This window comes from Clostridioides sp. ES-S-0001-03 (assembly GCF_020676075.1).
In the GTDB taxonomy this organism is placed as follows: Bacteria; Bacillota; Clostridia; order Peptostreptococcales; family Peptostreptococcaceae; genus Clostridioides.
In genome coordinates this window covers 147,811-165,100 of sequence record NZ_JACVWJ010000001.1, presented here as the reverse complement: position 1 = coordinate 165,100, position 17,290 = coordinate 147,811, and the positions used below count along the sequence as shown (strand labels likewise).

Below are 17,290 nucleotides of genomic sequence, written 5' to 3'. Positions count from 1 at the left end.
TTATTGAATAATTAATATTAAAATTTCTTAAGAGATTAATATCTAAATTTGTATAATCACTAAAATTGACTTTTAATTCATACAAATAAAATCAAATGAATTATATACTTAGTACATTACTTTTTCAATACTATTTTCACCTTCAAACCATTTTTCTATTCATAAAACAGTTAGTGTACACTTTAAAATAAGTTATACTTACGCAAAAAAAATGTCTCAAAACGATTTTTAAATCAATTTGAGACAATGTATTTTTAAACTTAATAAGTAATAATCTAGATTAATTTTTTGCTCTTTTACAATGATACCCTAATCCACAAATTGCAATTATGCCAATAAATACATATGACATTATTTGAGTTTCGTCACCTGTTTTTGGTGATTTTACCACAGTATCATCTGTTGGTGGTACTGGTGGATTTATTACAGTATCATCTGTTGGTGGTACTGATGTATCTACCACAGTATCACCTGATGGTGGTACTGGTGGATTTACCACAGTATCATCTGTTGGTGGCACTGGTGGGTTTATCACAGTATCATCTGTTGGTGGTACTGGTGGGTTTATCACAGTATCATCTGCTGGTGGCACTGGTGGATTTATCACTGTGTCATCTGTTGGTGGTGATGGCTTATGTCCATTTGAGTCTCCTCCTCCTGATGGTGGTACTGGTGGATTTACAGTATCATCTGTTGGTGGCACTGGTGGATTTACATCTGAACCTCCATCTGTTGGTAAACCTATATTAAAGTTAACTTCTTCACCATTCTTTTGTTCTATTGTATAACTCAATAAATTTTGCTTACTAGCTGGTAATAAAGATGAATGGTCTTTCTCTCCAAAATCAAAAACTGACTTATAATATTGAATAGCTTTAGGGAAAATATAATCATAAGATACTGCAGAGATATTAGCCTTTGAATCTGGCTTTTCAACACTTTTAAGTTTAAATTTATGTTGTGTTGAAACTTCTACTTCACCTGTACCTATTATATTGCCCTCTTCGTCATAGGCAGTTACTCCATTTGGCAATCTTAACTTAACTACACCACTATAACCCACTAAAGCTATAGCTTCTGTTTCATAAGTTCCATCTTCATTTTTATCAAATTTAATATCAGTTGAACCATTGCTTAGGCTAGGTTTTCCTGTATCATCTGGTTTTAGTTGTTTATGACCTGCATCTAACAATGCTTCTAAATAAGCTTTTATATTTATTGCTTGTTCTTTACCTTTTTGATATTCAACTTTTTCTTCTTCAGTCTTTGCACTTTCTATAAGTATATCATAAAAGTTCATACTTCCTTGATATTGTTTAAGTTTTGCTTGTTCATCCACTTGTCCAAGCATAATCCATATTGCACTTTGAGTTGCTGAATAAACTGCACCTTCATTTTCTTCTCCACCTAAATTGAACTGTTGTTTATATCCAAATCCATCAAATTCAGAACCTGCATAGATTATAGATTTAATTGCATCTTCATTTTTATTTTCTTGACCATTAAAATCTTCTGCTGGTAAATATGGACTCTTACCATCACTGGTTGGAGCTTTTAGATGATTATTATAACAAAATGCAGTTTGTTCGCCATCTTCTCCATCTATTATATATTTGTTATCTTTAGTACTTGCGCCTATAAGACCCTCTACTATATAATCAAAAGTTAACGTCTTTGTAATATCATCAAATCTTATATCATAATAAGGTCTATTTGAACCATCTTCTTTTAGTAAACATGTATTTTTTACTTTTGCTTTTTTATCATACCATAGATGTAAATTTTGATCTTTTGAAGTAAGTACTTGTCTAATTTCTGATTGTTCATCTGTTTTTACAGATTCTTCATCTTCCCAGAAATTATATACAATTTTAGTTATCTGAGATAAAGTCATATCAAGAATTTTCTCAATATTTTGCTTTAAGTTCATTTCTTCTACTACTAGTTCTTCTTCTGGAGTTTGTTCTCCCTCTGGAGTTTGCCCCTCTGATGGTTGCTCTCCCTCTGGAGTTTGCCCCTCTGATGGTTGTTCTCCCTCTGGAGTTTGCCCCTCTGATGGTTGCTCTCCCTCTGGAGTTTGTCCCTCTGATGGTTGTTCCCCTTCTGGAGTTTGTCCCTCTGATGGTTGTTCTCCTTCTGGAGTTTGTCCCTCTGATGGTTGTTCTCCCTCTGGAGTTTGTCCCTCTGATGGTTGTTCTCCTTCTGGAGTTTGTCCCTCTGATGGTTGTTCTCCCTCTGGAGTTTGTCCCTCTGATGGCTTCTCACCATCAAGAACTACATCTTTGCCCTTCATTTCAGCAGCGTAAGATACTATTGGCGTAAATGTAGCAAATACCATACTAAAAGCGATAGCTAAACTAATTATGCTTGATTTTTTAATTTTTACTTTCAAAATTCTCCTGATACTAAAAATATATATTGTATCTATCTAATATAATTCAAAATATTATATTCTTGTATAGATTTGATTCCACAATACATCTTTAGCGTGTTCAATTAGGGTCGTTAATCCTAACCAGTTCTCTAATGAACTTCTTAATATTTCTATTAAGCACAGACTATATCATTACCTAATAATTAGGTACTCCCCATTTCCCCACACTTGTAGGTACGAGATTCCTCTCTAGTCGTTGAAGTTTCTTCTTTTCGAAGCTTACCTGCTGATTATCCATTTTTAAGGCACTTAGGATTTAACCTTATGCTATCTAACTAATTTTTTCTACTTTCGTAACCATCAAGTATCTATCAAATAGACACTCTATCACATCTATCCTTATTTCATGATTATGTTGTGGTTTAGTTAGCTTTAGGAACTTCCAGCAATTAAAGGAGTTTTGGGCAGATGTTCTGCCACTCTACACTCTTTATGAATGTAGGGAGCTATTTCAAAAATATATTTTATATTTATTTATATTTACTATGATTTATGTACTTTATTATATCTGTTTATATATTTTTGATAATTAAAAGTTACTCCTATTTATATTTATAGCAGGTTGCACTACTAACTCCATATATCCCTTAAGTGCCCAAATTTAAGATATACTTCAAAGTTTCTATAAATAGGTTTTTGTAATTTTTATTTTTTTAATATTTTGTTCAATGCTTTAACTCTTTAAGTGCACTTTTTATGAATGTATTAAAATACAAACTAATATTTCAAAATAATTTTTCTAATATAAGACAAAAATAAGACAAAAATTCGTTTCTATACTAAAAAAGATACCATGGAGTATCTTTAAATAACACAAAAACTTTTACTCTATTGGATAGTTAACTAAATTTAATTTATATATGTCAACACAAATCACATACTTGAGCTTTACTATTTTTGTCTGATATAATTTTAATAGCTATTGTCATTATTATACAATATAGATTAATTTTTGTCTATTTTTTCCATTTCATTTATATATTTTATAAATTTAACTTATATATTACATAAAAAAACATCCTCAGAAGTAATTTTTAAGACTCACTTCTAAAGATGTTTTTATTATATGATTTTACATTAATTAATATATGATTTTACATTAATTAATTATTTTATTTTTAATCTTACGTCACCTTTTATTCTTCTTATTAATGGGTGATTAACTGTTCTCATTACATGGTCAGTTATATGATATACACCTAATTTTAATTTTGGTGCAGAACCCATTACTGTATTACTACAGTCAGTACAGTTACCTATTAATATAACTTCTGCTCCAGCTTTTTTAAATTCTATACATTTTTGAGCTTGTCCTGGACAGTGTCCTGGATTTTCACATTTTAATGCACCTTTTATTTCTTGAGCTTGTTTACATTTTTGAACTGATACTATATCAGTAACGCCCATTTTAGCTGCTATATCTCTCATTCTTTCTTCGTTAGGTCCACATGCACAGACTAAAAGACCCATTTTTCTTTTTTCATTAACAAATGGCATAGTAACTATTATACCACCACTAGTTTTAGTTATTGGAGTATCTAAAGTAGTAGCTTTTCCTGTGAAAGGTCCTCCTAGGATTATTTCACCATATTCACCTTTTATTCCACCAGCTCTTTCAATTAATTCTCCAACAGTAGTTCCGATTGGCACATCTTCAAATACTATAGATTCTTTTCCACTGTTTAATTGACCAACTACAGTTATATTTTTAGATATAACTGGTCTTTTTTGCTCAACAGCTTCTACTATTCTAGTTAATGTTTCCACGTTTATTACTACTGCATTAGCTTCTGAAGGTAATTGAGTTGGCTCAAGTAATTTTCCTAGAACATCTCTTACTATAGCTCTCTCTTCTCCCATTGGGTACATATCAACTAGTTCAGCAACTTCTATATTGTCTCCTGGTTTTATTACTTTTTTGAATGCTGCTATTGCTTCTGGATGTTTGCTTTTTATTGCTAGCATACCTTTTCCAGCATTAGTAACTTCCATAGCATATTTTATACCTTTGTAAACTATTTCTGGATTTTCTTCTATTTCTTTTATGTTATGAGCTAGTAAAGGTTCACATTCAGCTGCATTTGCTAATATTGTTCCACCTTTTAAATCTATGTTTAATTTTATATGAGTAGGGAATCCTGCTCCACCCATTCCTACAACTCCAGCTTCTTTAATTAAGTCAAGTATACTTTCTCCTTTTAATGGTTCAAAAGTATCATCTTGTGCTTCATCAGCTTCAATTACTATAGCTTGGTCATTTATTTCACTTATTTTTCCACTAACACTGGCATAAATATTTGCTCCTAATCCAGCTGGTTCTGCGATTAGAGTTCCTTTTTTTACTACATCTCCAACACTTACTACTGGCTTATCTGGACCACCAACGTGTTGTTTTAATAAAATAGAATATAGTTTGTTCAACTAGTACGCCCCCTTAAATATATTAATTTTTTTTATAAGCTGTTCAAATAATATTAATCTTGTTTTTCTATTACAAGACTTTAACATATTGTTTATTTCTATAGAACATATCGCTTATTATCAAAGCAATTTCTATGCCAACTTTTAAACAAAGTTATACCCTTTGAAAATACTATCTTACAGCGTTTATAATTCAATTTAATCATTTAAACCCAATAAAAAAAGTCAATTATTAGACGTTTTTTTTACTGATTTAATCTATAATTATTGATATTACATACATACATAAAAAAGTGTCAAAAAACAGACACCGTCTTTTTATCGACACTTTTCTAACATATACTATATAATTTCCCACAACACTGCTAAAAATATACATTTATTAATTATTAATTTTTTAGTTTTTGTACTCCATTAGAATCAACTATGTAATTGTCTTTATATAATAAATCAGATATTTTTACTAAGCTATATCCATCTTTTTTAAGTCTATTTATTATGGTGTCCAAATAGTTATCTACATCATTTATATTAGCATGAAATAAAACTATTGAACCAGGCTGAGCTTCTTTTATTACTTTTTCAATTACATGATTTGGGCCAAGCTCTTTCCAATCTATCGAATCTACATCCCACTTAATTACTTTATAACCTAAATCCCCACAAATGTCCATAGCTTTATTGTTTACGTCTCCAAAAGGTGGTCTAAATAGATTAGTCTTTTTACCTGTTATGCTAAATATTTTTTCCGATGTAGTTTCTATTTCTTCTTTTATATCCTCTTTTGATATCTCTTTTAAATTAGCATGTGTATTTGAATGATTTCCAATCTCATGTCCTTTTTCATCTATAGCTTTAACAATTTCTTTGTTATCATCCACCCAACTACCAACTAGAAAAAAAGTAGCTTTTATGTTATGTTTATCCAAAATTTTAAGAATATCATCCATGTTATCAGTTCCCCAAGCAACATCAAAACTCAGAGCTATCTTTTTCTCATTTGTATCAACTCTATATATAGGCATTTTTGAGTTATCAGATTTAGAGCACACATATTTTATTCCATAAACAAGAGCAAATATTAGTACCAATAATAATGAAAAAAATAAAACACTATATATTAAAGCTTTAGTTCTCTTAACTTCTCTTTTCATACTGTTCCCCCTTTTAAATAAATTCTTCTATATTTAAAATTTATTTTTTTTTAGCTCAAAAAAGTACTGTAATATTTAATTTATAGGACAACAAATAAAAAAATAAACTCTATATTAGGCCAATTAAATCCTTTAAAATACTACTTTTTTTAATTTTTTTATATTTTTTACATTTTTACCTTTATTTTTCTGTATATATTATTTTTATTTTGGAGAAATTAGTATTAACATCACATAAATAAAAGTGTTGTTAGACATCATAAACTAATTATTTAAGGAGGAAATTTACTATGTCAAATTCAAACAGAACAGTAGTGCCAGAAGCAAAAGCAGCTTTAAATCAAATGAAATTAGAAATAGCTAACGAAATAGGTTTATCTAACTATGAAAACATAGACAAAGGTAACTTAACAGCTAGAGAAAATGGATATGTTGGTGGATACATGACTAAGAAATTAGTTGAAATGGCTGAAAGACAAATGGCTGGAAAATAGATAGTAAATTTTGACACCTGGGTATCAACAGGGCTGCCGATTGGTAGCCCTGTTTTCTTGTCTTCATTTATAAAATTAATTTTATCTAATTTGTTAAAGATTAATGATACTATACAAATTATTCTTTTAATTTTGTATAAATTAGTTTAATATATTATATATAGAAATAGTTTGACGGAGGATGATATTTATGTTTGAAAACTCATCTGAAGAATTAGCTTATCACAAACTTTTAATTTTGTATATATTGGAAAAAATTAAAATGGATTTAACTAATTCTCAAATAACTCAAGTAGTATTAGAGACTGAAATGATGAATTACTTTTCATTACAACAGCTTTTATCTCAGCTTATGGAATCTAAGTTTTTGACTACATATAAAGACTCTGACAGAGAATATTATGCTCTTACTCAAAGAGGTGTAGAAAGTCTAGAATACTTTTTTAATCGAATACCTACTAGTGTTACTGAAAAAATAGACAAGTATATAGATTCTAATAAAGAAAATTTACTAGCAGATACTCAAGTAAAATCTAGCTTCGTAAAACAAAGTGATAATGAATTTATTGTCAATCTTAGAGTCATAGAAAATCAATCTAACTTAATAGATTTAAATCTAAATGTTTCATCAGAGAAACAAGCAAAACTTATTTGTAACAATTGGAAAAACAATGCATCTTATATGTATGCTGAAGTTATCGACTTACTTATAAGAGACATACATTAAGGCCTACAAACAAACTATAGTTGTAGGCTCTTTTCCTACCTTGATTACTTTTATTAATTTATTATTTGCAGTTTCATATACTTTAACTGAGTTTTCTTGAGTATCTGATACAAATAATAACTTTTCATCTTTAGATATTTCTAATCCCTGAGGAATTCCATCTATTTCAATATTTCCAATATATTTACTTGTTGTATAATCCAAAATTCTTACATTATTATAACCCAAGTCAGCAACATAAACTTTTTTCCCACTATAATTAAACCTTATTTCTACTGGCAATAAGAATTCATATAATACCTTTTTTATATCCATACTTACTTCATCAACTATTACAAGCTTTCCATCAAGTGTTGATATATACATTTCTTTCTTTTGTTTATCAAGTGCTATATGCCATGCTCTAAAGTCCATATTGATTTTCTTTTGTATACTTTTATTTATTGTGTCTATACATACTATCGAATTTATACATGGTACATATAACTTTTTACTCTCTCTGTCAAAATCAAATCCATGTGGCATATTATCAACACCAATGATTCCTATTGGATTTAATGTATTTTTATCCAACACATATATGCTATTTGAATCTTCATTTGCTACAAATAGCTCATTATCACTAAGCATAACTTGACTAAGACTTCCTCCTATAGAAACAGTATCAATTATTTTATCATTACTTAAGTCTAAAACATATAGTATTCCATTGCTCGAACTAGGTATGTATATCAAATTTTTTTCCTTTTCTATGCAAAAATGATGTGGATATATATTATCCTCTAATACTATTTCTTTTTCTAGTTCAAGTGTAGAATAATCAACTATACTAATGCTCTTTGATAGGTAGTTAGAAATATAGATTTTCACATAACCCCTCCTCTCTACAATACATATACTACAATAATATATTATTTTATTAGCTTGTATTATGCTTTATAGTTGCATTATTATACATATATTTGGTATTATTATTGATGTTGACACAATGAAATAATAATTAATGGAGGTCTTTTTTATGAAGGTTACTTTTAACCCAAGTGGTGTTTGTTGTAGAGAGATGTTTTTTGAAGTTGATGAAAATAATGTGATTGTTGATGCTGAGTTTATAGGCGGATGTAATGGAAATTTATTAGGGCTTAAGAGTTTAATAATTGGTCAAAATGCTCTTGAAATTGCTGATAAATTAAATGGTATTGATTGTGGAGGTAAGGGTACTTCTTGCCCAGACCAATTATCTAAAGCTATTCGTCAATCTATATAGATATTACTAATATATAGTGATACGCTAATCTAAAAACTGATTTCATTAAAAAAGGAGTTGTCTATTATTTTAGCCAACTCCTCTTTATATATCTTTTATTTATATCCATATATTTATATCTATGTATTTATTTTATAAGATTATAATTTCTTTACCAAAGTTCTAACTGTGCCTATCATATATAAAGAACCTGCACTTATTATAATATCATCTTTGTTTGATGTTTCCAATGTATAATTAACTGCATCTTCTATTTCATGCTTTGATGTTACATCACTTACATATTTTAATATTTTTTCTTTTAATATATCTGAATTTATAGCTCTTGGATTATTAGGAGTTGTTGTCACTACTTTGCTAAATTTAGGCATTAGTATGTCCAAGACACCATCAATATCTTTATCTTCCAACATGCCTATTAATAAAGTTAGTTTTTTGTCTTTAAAATGTTTATCAAGTGCTTTTGCTAAAGATTTTGCTCCATCTTCGTTATGTGCTCCATCTATTATAAATATTGGACTTTCTTTTATCTTTTCTATTCTTCCTGGCCATTTAGTAGTTATAAGACCTTTTCTTATAGATTCTTCACTTATATTATCTAATTTTTTTATATCTTTTAGATATTTTAGTACACTCATTGCCAATATAGAATTATTTATTTGATGTTCACCTATCAACATTATTTCAAGATTCTTATAAGTTTCTCCCATTATATTACAGTCATATATTTGAGAGTTTATGTTTGATTTTTTTATATTTATATCATCAAAATTAACTTCTATGTATTTTGCATTTTTTTCTTTGCAAACTGACTTTATAACATCCTTTGCTTCATCAGTCTGGTCATATACAAGTACTATTCCATTTTCCTTTATTATACCAGCTTTTTCATATGCTATTTTTTCTATTGTATCTCCAAGTATTCCTGTATGGTCTAAACTTATAGATGTTATTACACTTACAAGTGATTTTGTTATTATATTTGTAGCATCATATCTTCCACCTAATCCAACTTCTAAAGCTACAAAATCTACTTTCTGCTCGGAATAGTAATAAAATGCCATTGCAGTAACCACTTCAAATTCAGTTGGATATGCATAACCTTGACTTACCATGACTTCTATCTTTTCTTTTATTAAACCAATTATTCTAGCAACATCTTCTTGTGGTATATTCTCTCCATTTACTCTTATACGCTCAGTAAAAGTTTCTAGATATGGAGATGTGTATAAGCCGACCTTATATCCACTTTCTCTTAATATATTAGAAATAAAAGAACACACTGAACCTTTTCCATTAGTTCCAGCTACATGTATTATATTTAAAGTTTCTTGTGGATTTTCCAACAGTTCTAATAATTTTCCAATATTCTCTAACCCTAATCTTATACCAAACTTATTGGTTTGTGATATATATTCTAATGCTTCTTCATATTTCATTATCTAATTCCCCCTGTATTGGCATTTTATTTTATGTTATCTAATTATAGTATATTTTTAACTTTTAATCTACTGACAAAGAATACATATAATCTAACACCTTCTACATTAAATTTAGTTAATAAATTTTTATTTATTTTTTGTATTTTTATATCTTTCTACTAATTCAGTTAATATATATATTGAAACTAAGTCATATTTTGATATATCCATATAATTAAATTTCAAATCAAATCTTTTCTCTAATTTTTCTAATAGATTAAAACAATTATCATAAACTAATCCTATCTCTTTATTAAAAAGACTACATTGAAATAATTTTTCATTCTCAGCTTCAGTATTTAAACACTCTCTAATAACATCCGCAACTTCCATAAGCAGAGCATTTTCCTTATCATATAAATCCACTTTAAAATCTGGAATCCTACTATACTTATCTAAATCACGACTACTCCAACAATTTTTGGTTGCTAGAGACTCAAGTTTTTTATTTAACGCAGATACTGTTATGTTTGGTTCTTCTGACAATATTTTAGCTATTTTCCCAGTAAATTTTGCAGCTACATAACTATTACATTTTGGTGGCAATCTGAAAGAATTATTTATATCACAACTTATATATGAATTACTATCCATAACACATTGAACATCATATTTTTTATTGTACCAAAAAGAATTCTCTATATCTAAAGTAGAAGCCCTTACACCTATAACATTGTTAAACATAGCTGGATAACTCAAGTCAAAGTTATTGGCTAAGGAACATACTATTATCTTTCCTTTTCTAAACAATTCATAGCAAACTTCAAATAAACCTTTAACACTTTCTACACCTATAACTGATAAACTTAAGTTAATCAGTCTTATATTAGTATCCAAAAGGTATTTTAATGCCTCTTCAAGAACCTTTATATTTGCAATACTATCTTTACCTAAAACTTTTATCACAAATAGTTCTACATCTTCATACTCCTTTTTTATTATTGATGCACAAGCAGTTCCATGACCATCCTCATCATCAAATTTGTCTGATATAAAGATATAGTCATGCATACATTCAAAAGCAATTCCTCCAACTAAGTTATCTTTTAAGTAATCATGTTCTTTATCTATTCCTGTATCTAATACTGCAACCTTAACTTTATTATTCATATCACATATATTCTCCATTACTAAAAGTTTTTAATATATCTACATTAATAGTTCATCTTAAACTTTAATTTATGTGGCACAATTTATCTTTTAAATGCTATATTTGTTGCTAAAAACGTAAAATAAGTACACTATATACTTAATTCATCTTAATTATATCAATTATTGTCATTAAATTGTTAAATATTACGATAAAATTTTTAGATTTATATCACATTTTAGAATTATTTGTAAAAAGGGGACTGTCTTTTTTATTAGACAATCCCCTTGTATATTTTATTATTTATTATTCACAATTAATTATATTTCATATTTTGTAATTTAAATGTTATATATCTTAATTCTATTTATCTAGGGGAATAATTATCTTTATATGTTGTACAACCCATTTAAGCACTATTCTAAAAATTAATATCCGTAAGTAATATTAAAAAACTATATTTTGTTAGTATCTAAAAAATCCAATCAAATAAAATTTCTCTTGCATGTTAAATAATACCATATATCTATACATTATATCATATTTCAATAAATAAATTGCATAAAAGGAAATCTTTTAATAGAATTAAACTATTTATAAAATCATTACCATAAGTTCTACAGACTATAAGTGAATTTTTGATACTTACAGGCTACCATCTTAATCATTGATATAACTAGCTAAAATAGCTATAATAAAATGAAACAATTATTTATAGAATTTTATAAATATTCATTATTTTTAAGGGGTGATTGTATTTGAAAAAAGACATGTCAAAAAGAGAAATCTTAAAGGAAAGCTTTCTAGCATCAATCCCAATATTTCTAGGATATATTCCCTTAGGACTTATTTGTGGTATTATGCTTCAAAAATCAGGTCTACCAGCCTTCTATATATTGTTTATGTCATTTATAGTATTTGCTGGTAGCTCACAATTTGTAGCTGCTTCTATGCTCGCTTCAAACGGAAGTATTACTTCAATAATTTTAACTACATTTATATTGAATCTTCGCAACTTCCTAATGAGCTCTAACTTACATATGCACATAAAAAATAAGAACATGAAATTTTTAATGTATTTTTGTCATGGTGTTACAGATGAAACATTTGCTATAAACTTAGAAAAATATACTTATGGAAATTGGACTGATACACATGCTTTATACTTAAATAACCTTTGTATAATAGTATGGGCTGTAAGTTGCTTCGTGGGTGCATTTCTTGGAGAGATTGTTCATATAAGCGATTCTGTTGCTGGCTTTCTGCTGACAGCTATGTTCATTACTCTAATAGTTAATCAAATTAAAAATAAAATATATGTACTTGTTTCTATACTTTCTATATTATTATCAGTAGTTTTATATACTTTCTTTAAGAATAGTTTAGTTATTATAATAGCATCTATTTTATCTGCTTTATTTGGTTTTTATATTCAAAAATTAACACATAGAAAGGAAGGCAACTATGAATAATAACTACATAATTATAGTTATCTTAGGCATGGCAATTGTTACTTATATTCCAAGAATTTTACCTATGATAATATTCTCAAAAAATGATATGCCTGAATCTATTAAAGATATCATGAAATTTATACCTATTGCTATACTTAGTTCACTAATAGCAAAAGATATTTTCTTTAATGGAGATAATCTATACCTTTCATTTACTAATCCTAAGATTATTTCAAGCATAATAGTACTATTAGTAGCTTATAAATTTAAATCTATTGCAGTATCAATAGCTGTAGGTGCAATATCCATATTTTTATTTGGAATTATATTATAATACTATATACAACATATGATATAGTACAAAATATAAAATATACTATATTGAGGTTAATATTTAAAAATTAAATTAATGCAGATTATAATTGGGATACCTTACATATAAAACAATATTGATAACTACTAAATTACCACTTTACATAATAGAAACTGTCTTAATATAGAAAATTTCTTCTACATTAAGACAGCTTTGAATCAATAGCTTTGTGATGACATTAAATATTTTTTACTATATTTCTTTACCTTTTTCAAAATTAATACATTATATCACATAACAAGCTTGTTAAAGTTGCTTTTAAATCTTTAAGTCTGTACTTACTAATAGGTATAAATTTTTCATTAATAGTAATCATATTGTCTCCAATATCTTCTATTCTTCTCAAGTTAACAATGAAACTTGTATGACATCTAAAAAAGCCATTTTCACACAATAACTTTTCCGCTTGTTTCATACTCATATTAGCTTTATAATCTCTACCTGATGTATGTACAACTAAATCTCTCTTTACAGTTTCAACATACAAAATAGAATCTATCAGTATTCTGTTAAATCCTTTTTTATTGTACAAAACTATATAACGCTCCTTCTTTCTTTGAAGGTTGTCAATACAAAGATTTACACCCATTGCGAAATTACTATACTCTATAGGTTTTACTAAATACCTATAAGCACGAACTTCATAACCTTGTGGGGCATACTCTGAAAAAGCTGTCGTAAATATAATCTCTACCTTTTCATCAAATTTTCTTATTTTTTTAGCCACCTCGATTCCATTAATATCTTTCATTTGGATATCCAAAAATATAATGTCAATTTTTTCTGGGTATTTGGAGAGTAAATCTTCTCCACAGGAAAATTCCAATATTTGATAATTTAGACACCTTTCAGACAACAGTTTTTCTGCAAACTCTTTTAGTATGCTTCTTTGTATTTTCTCGTCATCACATATAACTACCCTAAACATAATATCACCTCCAAATCTAAAATATCATTTAGTTTACTTTATTTCAATTTACAAACTGTATCTAACTAGCTTTATATTTAAATTTTGATATAAATTTAAATTGTCGATTAAATTACTCATAACAATTATTTTTGATATATAAACTTATTTTTTGACATATTTATCTTTTTTTTTAACTATACAACATAAAAAATATAGGAAAACAAACGCAACATGTATTTATTATCCTATATTAAATATTATAATATATCAATTTTTTATTGATTATAAAGTTCAAAAATATAAAATTAATACAGTCATAATAAGATAAAAATATCACATATCTCTAAAAAATTATAACATCATATTTATCTACATAGAAAGAAAAACATACAAAGAATACATATTTAGTACTCTTTGTATGTTTTTATCCCACACATTTATTTTACTTTAGTTTTTAAATTTGCTAATCTTTCCTCAACAGATTTAATCATTTCTTCAAATTTTTCTTTTTTAGCTTTTTCTTCTTCTATTAAGCTTTCAGGAGCTTTTGCTAAGAATCCTTGATTTGCAAGTTTTCCATTAACTCTCTTTATCTCTCCCTCTAACTTTTTCATTTCTTTAGATAGCCTTTCAATTTCTTTTTCAAAGTCAACTAATTCATTAAGAGGTATGAATATTTCAACACCATCAATAACTACACCAACTGCATCTTCTGGTACATTTGATTTGTCTTTTGCTATCTCAACAGTTGAAGCAGATGCTAAAGTTATAAAATAATCCTTACCAAGTTCAATAGTTTCTATCTTATCTTCACTTGGTACTATTATTAATTTAGCCTTCTTAGAAGGTGGTACATTCATTTCTGCTCTCACATTTCTTATACTTCTTATACCTTCCATTAATAAACTCATCATTTCTTCTTCATCAACCATATTATCTTCTTCATTATATTTTGGCCATTCAGATACTATTATACAACCTTCAACAGTAGGAAGATGAGTGTATATTTCCTCTGTTATAAATGGCATATATGGATGTAGTAATTTTAATATTTTTTCAAGTACATAAGTTAATGTATATAAAGCAGCAGACTTAGCATCTGTATCGTCTCCATATAATCTAGGTTTTACCATTTCAATATACCAGTCACAGTATTCTGACCAAGTAAAATCATATATCTTTTGTAATGCTATCCCTAAATCAAATTTATCCATATTATTAGTAGCTTCTTTTACAATATTATTGGCTCTTGATATTATCCATTTGTCAGCTAGAGTTAAATTATCTTTTACATTTTCTCTATTTATATTCTTAATTATCTCCTCATCAATATTCATAAATACAAATCTTGATGCATTCCACAATTTATTAGCAAAGTTTCTAGCAAATTCTACTCTTTCCATATAGAATCTCATATCATTTCCTGGGGAATTTCCAGTTGTTAATGTAAATCTTAGTGCATCAGCTCCATATTGCTCGATTATTTCTAATGGGTCGATACCATTTCCTAAAGATTTACTCATTTTTCTACCTTGAGAGTCTCTTACTAAGCCATGAACTAGTACATGGTCAAATGGCTTTTCATTCATACAGAACATACCTGCAAATGCCATTCTAACTACCCAGAAGAATATTATATCGTATCCTGTAACAAGTACACTTGTTGGATAATAATAATCTAATGCATCTGTCTTATTTGGCCATCCTAGGGTAGAGAAAGGCCATAATGCAGAACTAAACCAAGTATCTAGTGCGTCTTCATCTTGTTTAAAATGAGTGCTTTCACATTTAGGACATTTATCTGGCATCTTTTTAGCAACTACTATTTCTCCACACTCTTGACAATAGTAAGCTGGTATTTGATGACCCCACCATAATTGTCTTGATATACACCAATCTCTTATATTTTCTAACCATTGTAAATAAGTTTTATCAAATTTATCTGGAACAAATTCTAATTCTCCTTTTTTAAGAATATCTATAGCTGGTTTTGCAAGTTCTTCCATCTTAACAAACCATTGCTCTGATAATCTAGGCTCAATTACTGTATGGCATCTATAACAAGTTCCTACATTGTGATTATGCTCTTTTATCTTGATTAGATACCCTTGTTCTTTTAAGTCTGCTATGATGGCTTTTCTACACTCAAATCTATCCATACCTTCATATTTTCCACAAACTTCGTTCATAGTTCCATCTTCATTCATTGTATTTAATTGCTCAAGATTATGTCTTAAACCTACTTCAAAATCGTTAGGGTCATGAGCTGGAGTCATCTTAACAGCACCAGTTCCAAACTCTAAATCTACATAGCTATCTGCAACTATTGGAAGTTCTCTTCCTACTAATGGAAGTATTGCTGTTTTTCCTATTAAGTGTTTGTATCTATCATCGTCTGGATTCACAGCTATACCAGTATCCCCTATCATTGTTTCAGGTCTAGTAGTAGCTATTTCCAAGAAGTCTTCACTATCTTTTAATGGATATTTTATATGATAAAAGTTTCCATCCTGCTCTTCATGCTCAACTTCTGCATCTGATAAAGTAGTTTTACAGTCTGGACACCAGTTTATTATTCTATTCCCTCTATATATATGTCCTTTTTCATATAGGTTTACAAAGAACTCTATAACTGCTTCATTACAACCTTCATCCATAGTAAATCTTTCTTTATCCCAATCACAAGAATCTCCTAATTGTTTAAGCTGATTAACTATTTTTCCTCCAAATTCGTCTCTCCATGCCCAAGCTCTCTTCAAAAATTCTTCTCTTCCTATTTCGTATTTAGTCTTACCTTCTTCTTTTTTTATTCTTTCAACAACTTTAACTTCAGTTGCTATAGAAGCATGGTCAGTTCCTGGAAGCCAAAAAGCTTCATATCCATCCATACGTTTCCATCTAATAAGTATATCTTGAAGAGTATGGTCAAGAGCATGTCCCATGTGCAATTGACCTGTTATATTTGGAGGCGGCATCATTATTGTAAATGGTTTTTTATCTGGGTTTGGTTTAGATTTAAAATACCCTTCATCCATCCATTTTTTATATAGCCTAGCCTCAAAATCTTTAGGATTATAAGTTTTTGATAAGTTCGTATTTTCCATTGTATTGCCTCCTATATTTTTATAAATAAATTTTTTAAATATTTTTGGGAATAAAAAAGAGCCTTTCATCCTCTTTTAAAAGGACGAAAAGCTCGCGTTACCACCTTAATTCCAAAGATTAAAAATTCATCAACACATAATTAAATTAATAGTTAATGACAATCTTAATAACTTTGACTCTCAAAGAATTTAACGATTCTAACCGTCTAAACTTACTAATAGTTCAGTTTAGAAACTCCAAAGCTACATTCAGCAAACCTTATACTTAGAAAATCTTACAGCCAGTGAATTTTCCTCTCTTTTAGTAGTATTTACTTACTCCTCTTCTTCTTAGTCTTTAATATTATATATTATTATATACAAATATTATTCTCTTTGTCAATT

13 protein-coding genes, 1 riboswitch and 1 other annotated feature are annotated in these 17,290 nt (G+C 28.2%); of the genes, 5 read left to right on the top strand and 8 right to left on the bottom strand.

The window, feature by feature from the left end:
• Positions 1 to 280 precede the first annotated feature (280 nt).
• The 3 genes from IC174_RS00720 to IC174_RS00710 form a co-directional block, all read right to left on the bottom strand.
• Positions 281 to 2,392: a Cys-Gln thioester bond-forming surface protein gene (locus tag IC174_RS00720; protein ID WP_227481870.1), complete on the bottom strand. Its 2,112-nt coding sequence runs from the start codon at positions 2,390 to 2,392 to the stop codon at positions 281 to 283.
• Between the two features lie 589 nt (positions 2,393 to 2,981).
• Positions 2,982 to 3,067: riboswitch (cyclic di-GMP riboswitch) on the bottom strand.
• 474 nt (positions 3,068 to 3,541) lie between these two features.
• Positions 3,542 to 4,855 carry a proline reductase-associated electron transfer protein PrdC gene (gene prdC, locus IC174_RS00715; protein WP_227433704.1) on the bottom strand — a complete coding sequence of 438 codons (1,314 nt, stop codon included), beginning with the start codon at positions 4,853 to 4,855 and terminating at the stop codon, positions 3,542 to 3,544.
• Positions 4,856 to 5,244: 389 nt separating this feature from the next.
• Positions 5,245 to 6,009, bottom strand: coding sequence for a polysaccharide deacetylase family protein (locus IC174_RS00710; RefSeq protein ID WP_227481869.1), 765 nt, complete (start codon positions 6,007 to 6,009; stop codon positions 5,245 to 5,247).
• A gap of 290 nt (positions 6,010 to 6,299) precedes the next feature.
• Between IC174_RS00710 and IC174_RS00705 the strand changes: the two genes are divergently transcribed.
• Positions 6,300 to 6,503: an alpha/beta-type small acid-soluble spore protein gene (locus tag IC174_RS00705; protein WP_003422115.1), complete on the top strand. Its 204-nt coding sequence runs from the start codon at positions 6,300 to 6,302 to the stop codon at positions 6,501 to 6,503.
• A gap of 190 nt (positions 6,504 to 6,693) precedes the next feature.
• Entirely contained in the window at positions 6,694 to 7,230 is a 537-nt protein-coding gene (locus IC174_RS00700) for a DUF4364 family protein (protein ID WP_009891708.1), read from the top strand.
• Between the two features lie 3 nt (positions 7,231 to 7,233).
• Here IC174_RS00700 and IC174_RS00695 read toward each other — a convergent pair whose 3' ends face one another.
• The gene (locus IC174_RS00695) at positions 7,234 to 8,100 is read right to left on the bottom strand and encodes a YncE family protein (protein ID WP_227433702.1); all 867 of its coding nucleotides are present in this window, start codon (positions 8,098 to 8,100) and stop codon (positions 7,234 to 7,236) included.
• Positions 8,101 to 8,248: 148 nt separating this feature from the next.
• Here IC174_RS00695 and IC174_RS00690 point away from each other — a divergent pair, with 148 nt between their 5' ends.
• Entirely contained in the window at positions 8,249 to 8,494 is a 246-nt protein-coding gene (locus tag IC174_RS00690; protein ID WP_227433701.1) for a TIGR03905 family TSCPD domain-containing protein, read from the top strand.
• Between the two features lie 140 nt (positions 8,495 to 8,634).
• On the opposite strand, the gene IC174_RS00685 is transcribed toward IC174_RS00690, so the two are convergent.
• Positions 8,635 to 9,933, bottom strand: coding sequence for a bifunctional folylpolyglutamate synthase/dihydrofolate synthase (locus tag IC174_RS00685; protein WP_227481868.1), 1,299 nt, complete (start codon positions 9,931 to 9,933; stop codon positions 8,635 to 8,637).
• Between the two features lie 129 nt (positions 9,934 to 10,062).
• Complete coding sequence (locus IC174_RS00680; protein ID WP_227481867.1) at positions 10,063 to 11,085, bottom strand: S8 family peptidase; 1,023 nt, start codon at positions 11,083 to 11,085, stop codon at positions 10,063 to 10,065.
• Between the two features lie 738 nt (positions 11,086 to 11,823).
• On the opposite strand from IC174_RS00680, the gene IC174_RS00675 reads away from it, so the two are divergent.
• Both IC174_RS00675 and IC174_RS00670 read left to right on the top strand, forming a co-directional pair.
• On the top strand, positions 11,824 to 12,537 hold the full coding sequence (locus IC174_RS00675; RefSeq protein WP_227481866.1) for an AzlC family ABC transporter permease: 714 nt from the start codon (positions 11,824 to 11,826) through the stop codon (positions 12,535 to 12,537).
• A complete protein-coding gene (locus IC174_RS00670; RefSeq protein WP_227481865.1) occupies positions 12,530 to 12,853 on the top strand; it encodes an AzlD domain-containing protein in 324 nt (107 codons plus the stop codon). The genes IC174_RS00675 and IC174_RS00670 overlap by 8 nt, the downstream gene beginning before the upstream one ends.
• A gap of 256 nt (positions 12,854 to 13,109) precedes the next feature.
• Here IC174_RS00670 and rgaR read toward each other — a convergent pair whose 3' ends face one another.
• Both rgaR and IC174_RS00660 read right to left on the bottom strand, forming a co-directional pair.
• Complete coding sequence (gene rgaR, locus IC174_RS00665; protein ID WP_227433696.1) at positions 13,110 to 13,820, bottom strand: two-component system response regulator RgaR; 711 nt, start codon at positions 13,818 to 13,820, stop codon at positions 13,110 to 13,112.
• A gap of 419 nt (positions 13,821 to 14,239) precedes the next feature.
• A complete protein-coding gene (locus IC174_RS00660; protein WP_227481864.1) occupies positions 14,240 to 16,906 on the bottom strand; it encodes a valine--tRNA ligase in 2,667 nt (888 codons plus the stop codon).
• 76 nt (positions 16,907 to 16,982) lie between these two features.
• Positions 16,983 to 17,247, bottom strand: a binding site (T-box leader).
• Positions 17,248 to 17,290: the final 43 nt, after the last annotated feature.

What these genes read in the sequence shown, in the direction of transcription:
- IC174_RS00710 (WP_227481869.1), bottom strand. Translation starts at nt 6,009, where the DNA reads ATGAAAAGAGAAGTTAAGAGAACTAAAGCTTTAATATATAGTGTTTTA.
- IC174_RS00670 (WP_227481865.1), top strand. Translation starts at nt 12,530, where the DNA reads ATGAATAATAACTACATAATTATAGTTATCTTAGGCATGGCAATTGTT.
- IC174_RS00685 (WP_227481868.1), bottom strand. Translation starts at nt 9,933, where the DNA reads ATGAAATATGAAGAAGCATTAGAATATATATCACAAACCAATAAGTTT.
- IC174_RS00660 (WP_227481864.1), bottom strand. Translation starts at nt 16,906, where the DNA reads ATGGAAAATACGAACTTATCAAAAACTTATAATCCTAAAGATTTTGAG.
- IC174_RS00700 (WP_009891708.1), top strand. Translation starts at nt 6,694, where the DNA reads ATGTTTGAAAACTCATCTGAAGAATTAGCTTATCACAAACTTTTAATT.
- IC174_RS00705 (WP_003422115.1), top strand. Translation starts at nt 6,300, where the DNA reads ATGTCAAATTCAAACAGAACAGTAGTGCCAGAAGCAAAAGCAGCTTTA.
- IC174_RS00690 (WP_227433701.1), top strand. Translation starts at nt 8,249, where the DNA reads ATGAAGGTTACTTTTAACCCAAGTGGTGTTTGTTGTAGAGAGATGTTT.
- IC174_RS00680 (WP_227481867.1), bottom strand. Translation starts at nt 11,085, where the DNA reads ATGAATAATAAAGTTAAGGTTGCAGTATTAGATACAGGAATAGATAAA.
- rgaR (WP_227433696.1), bottom strand. Translation starts at nt 13,820, where the DNA reads ATGTTTAGGGTAGTTATATGTGATGACGAGAAAATACAAAGAAGCATA.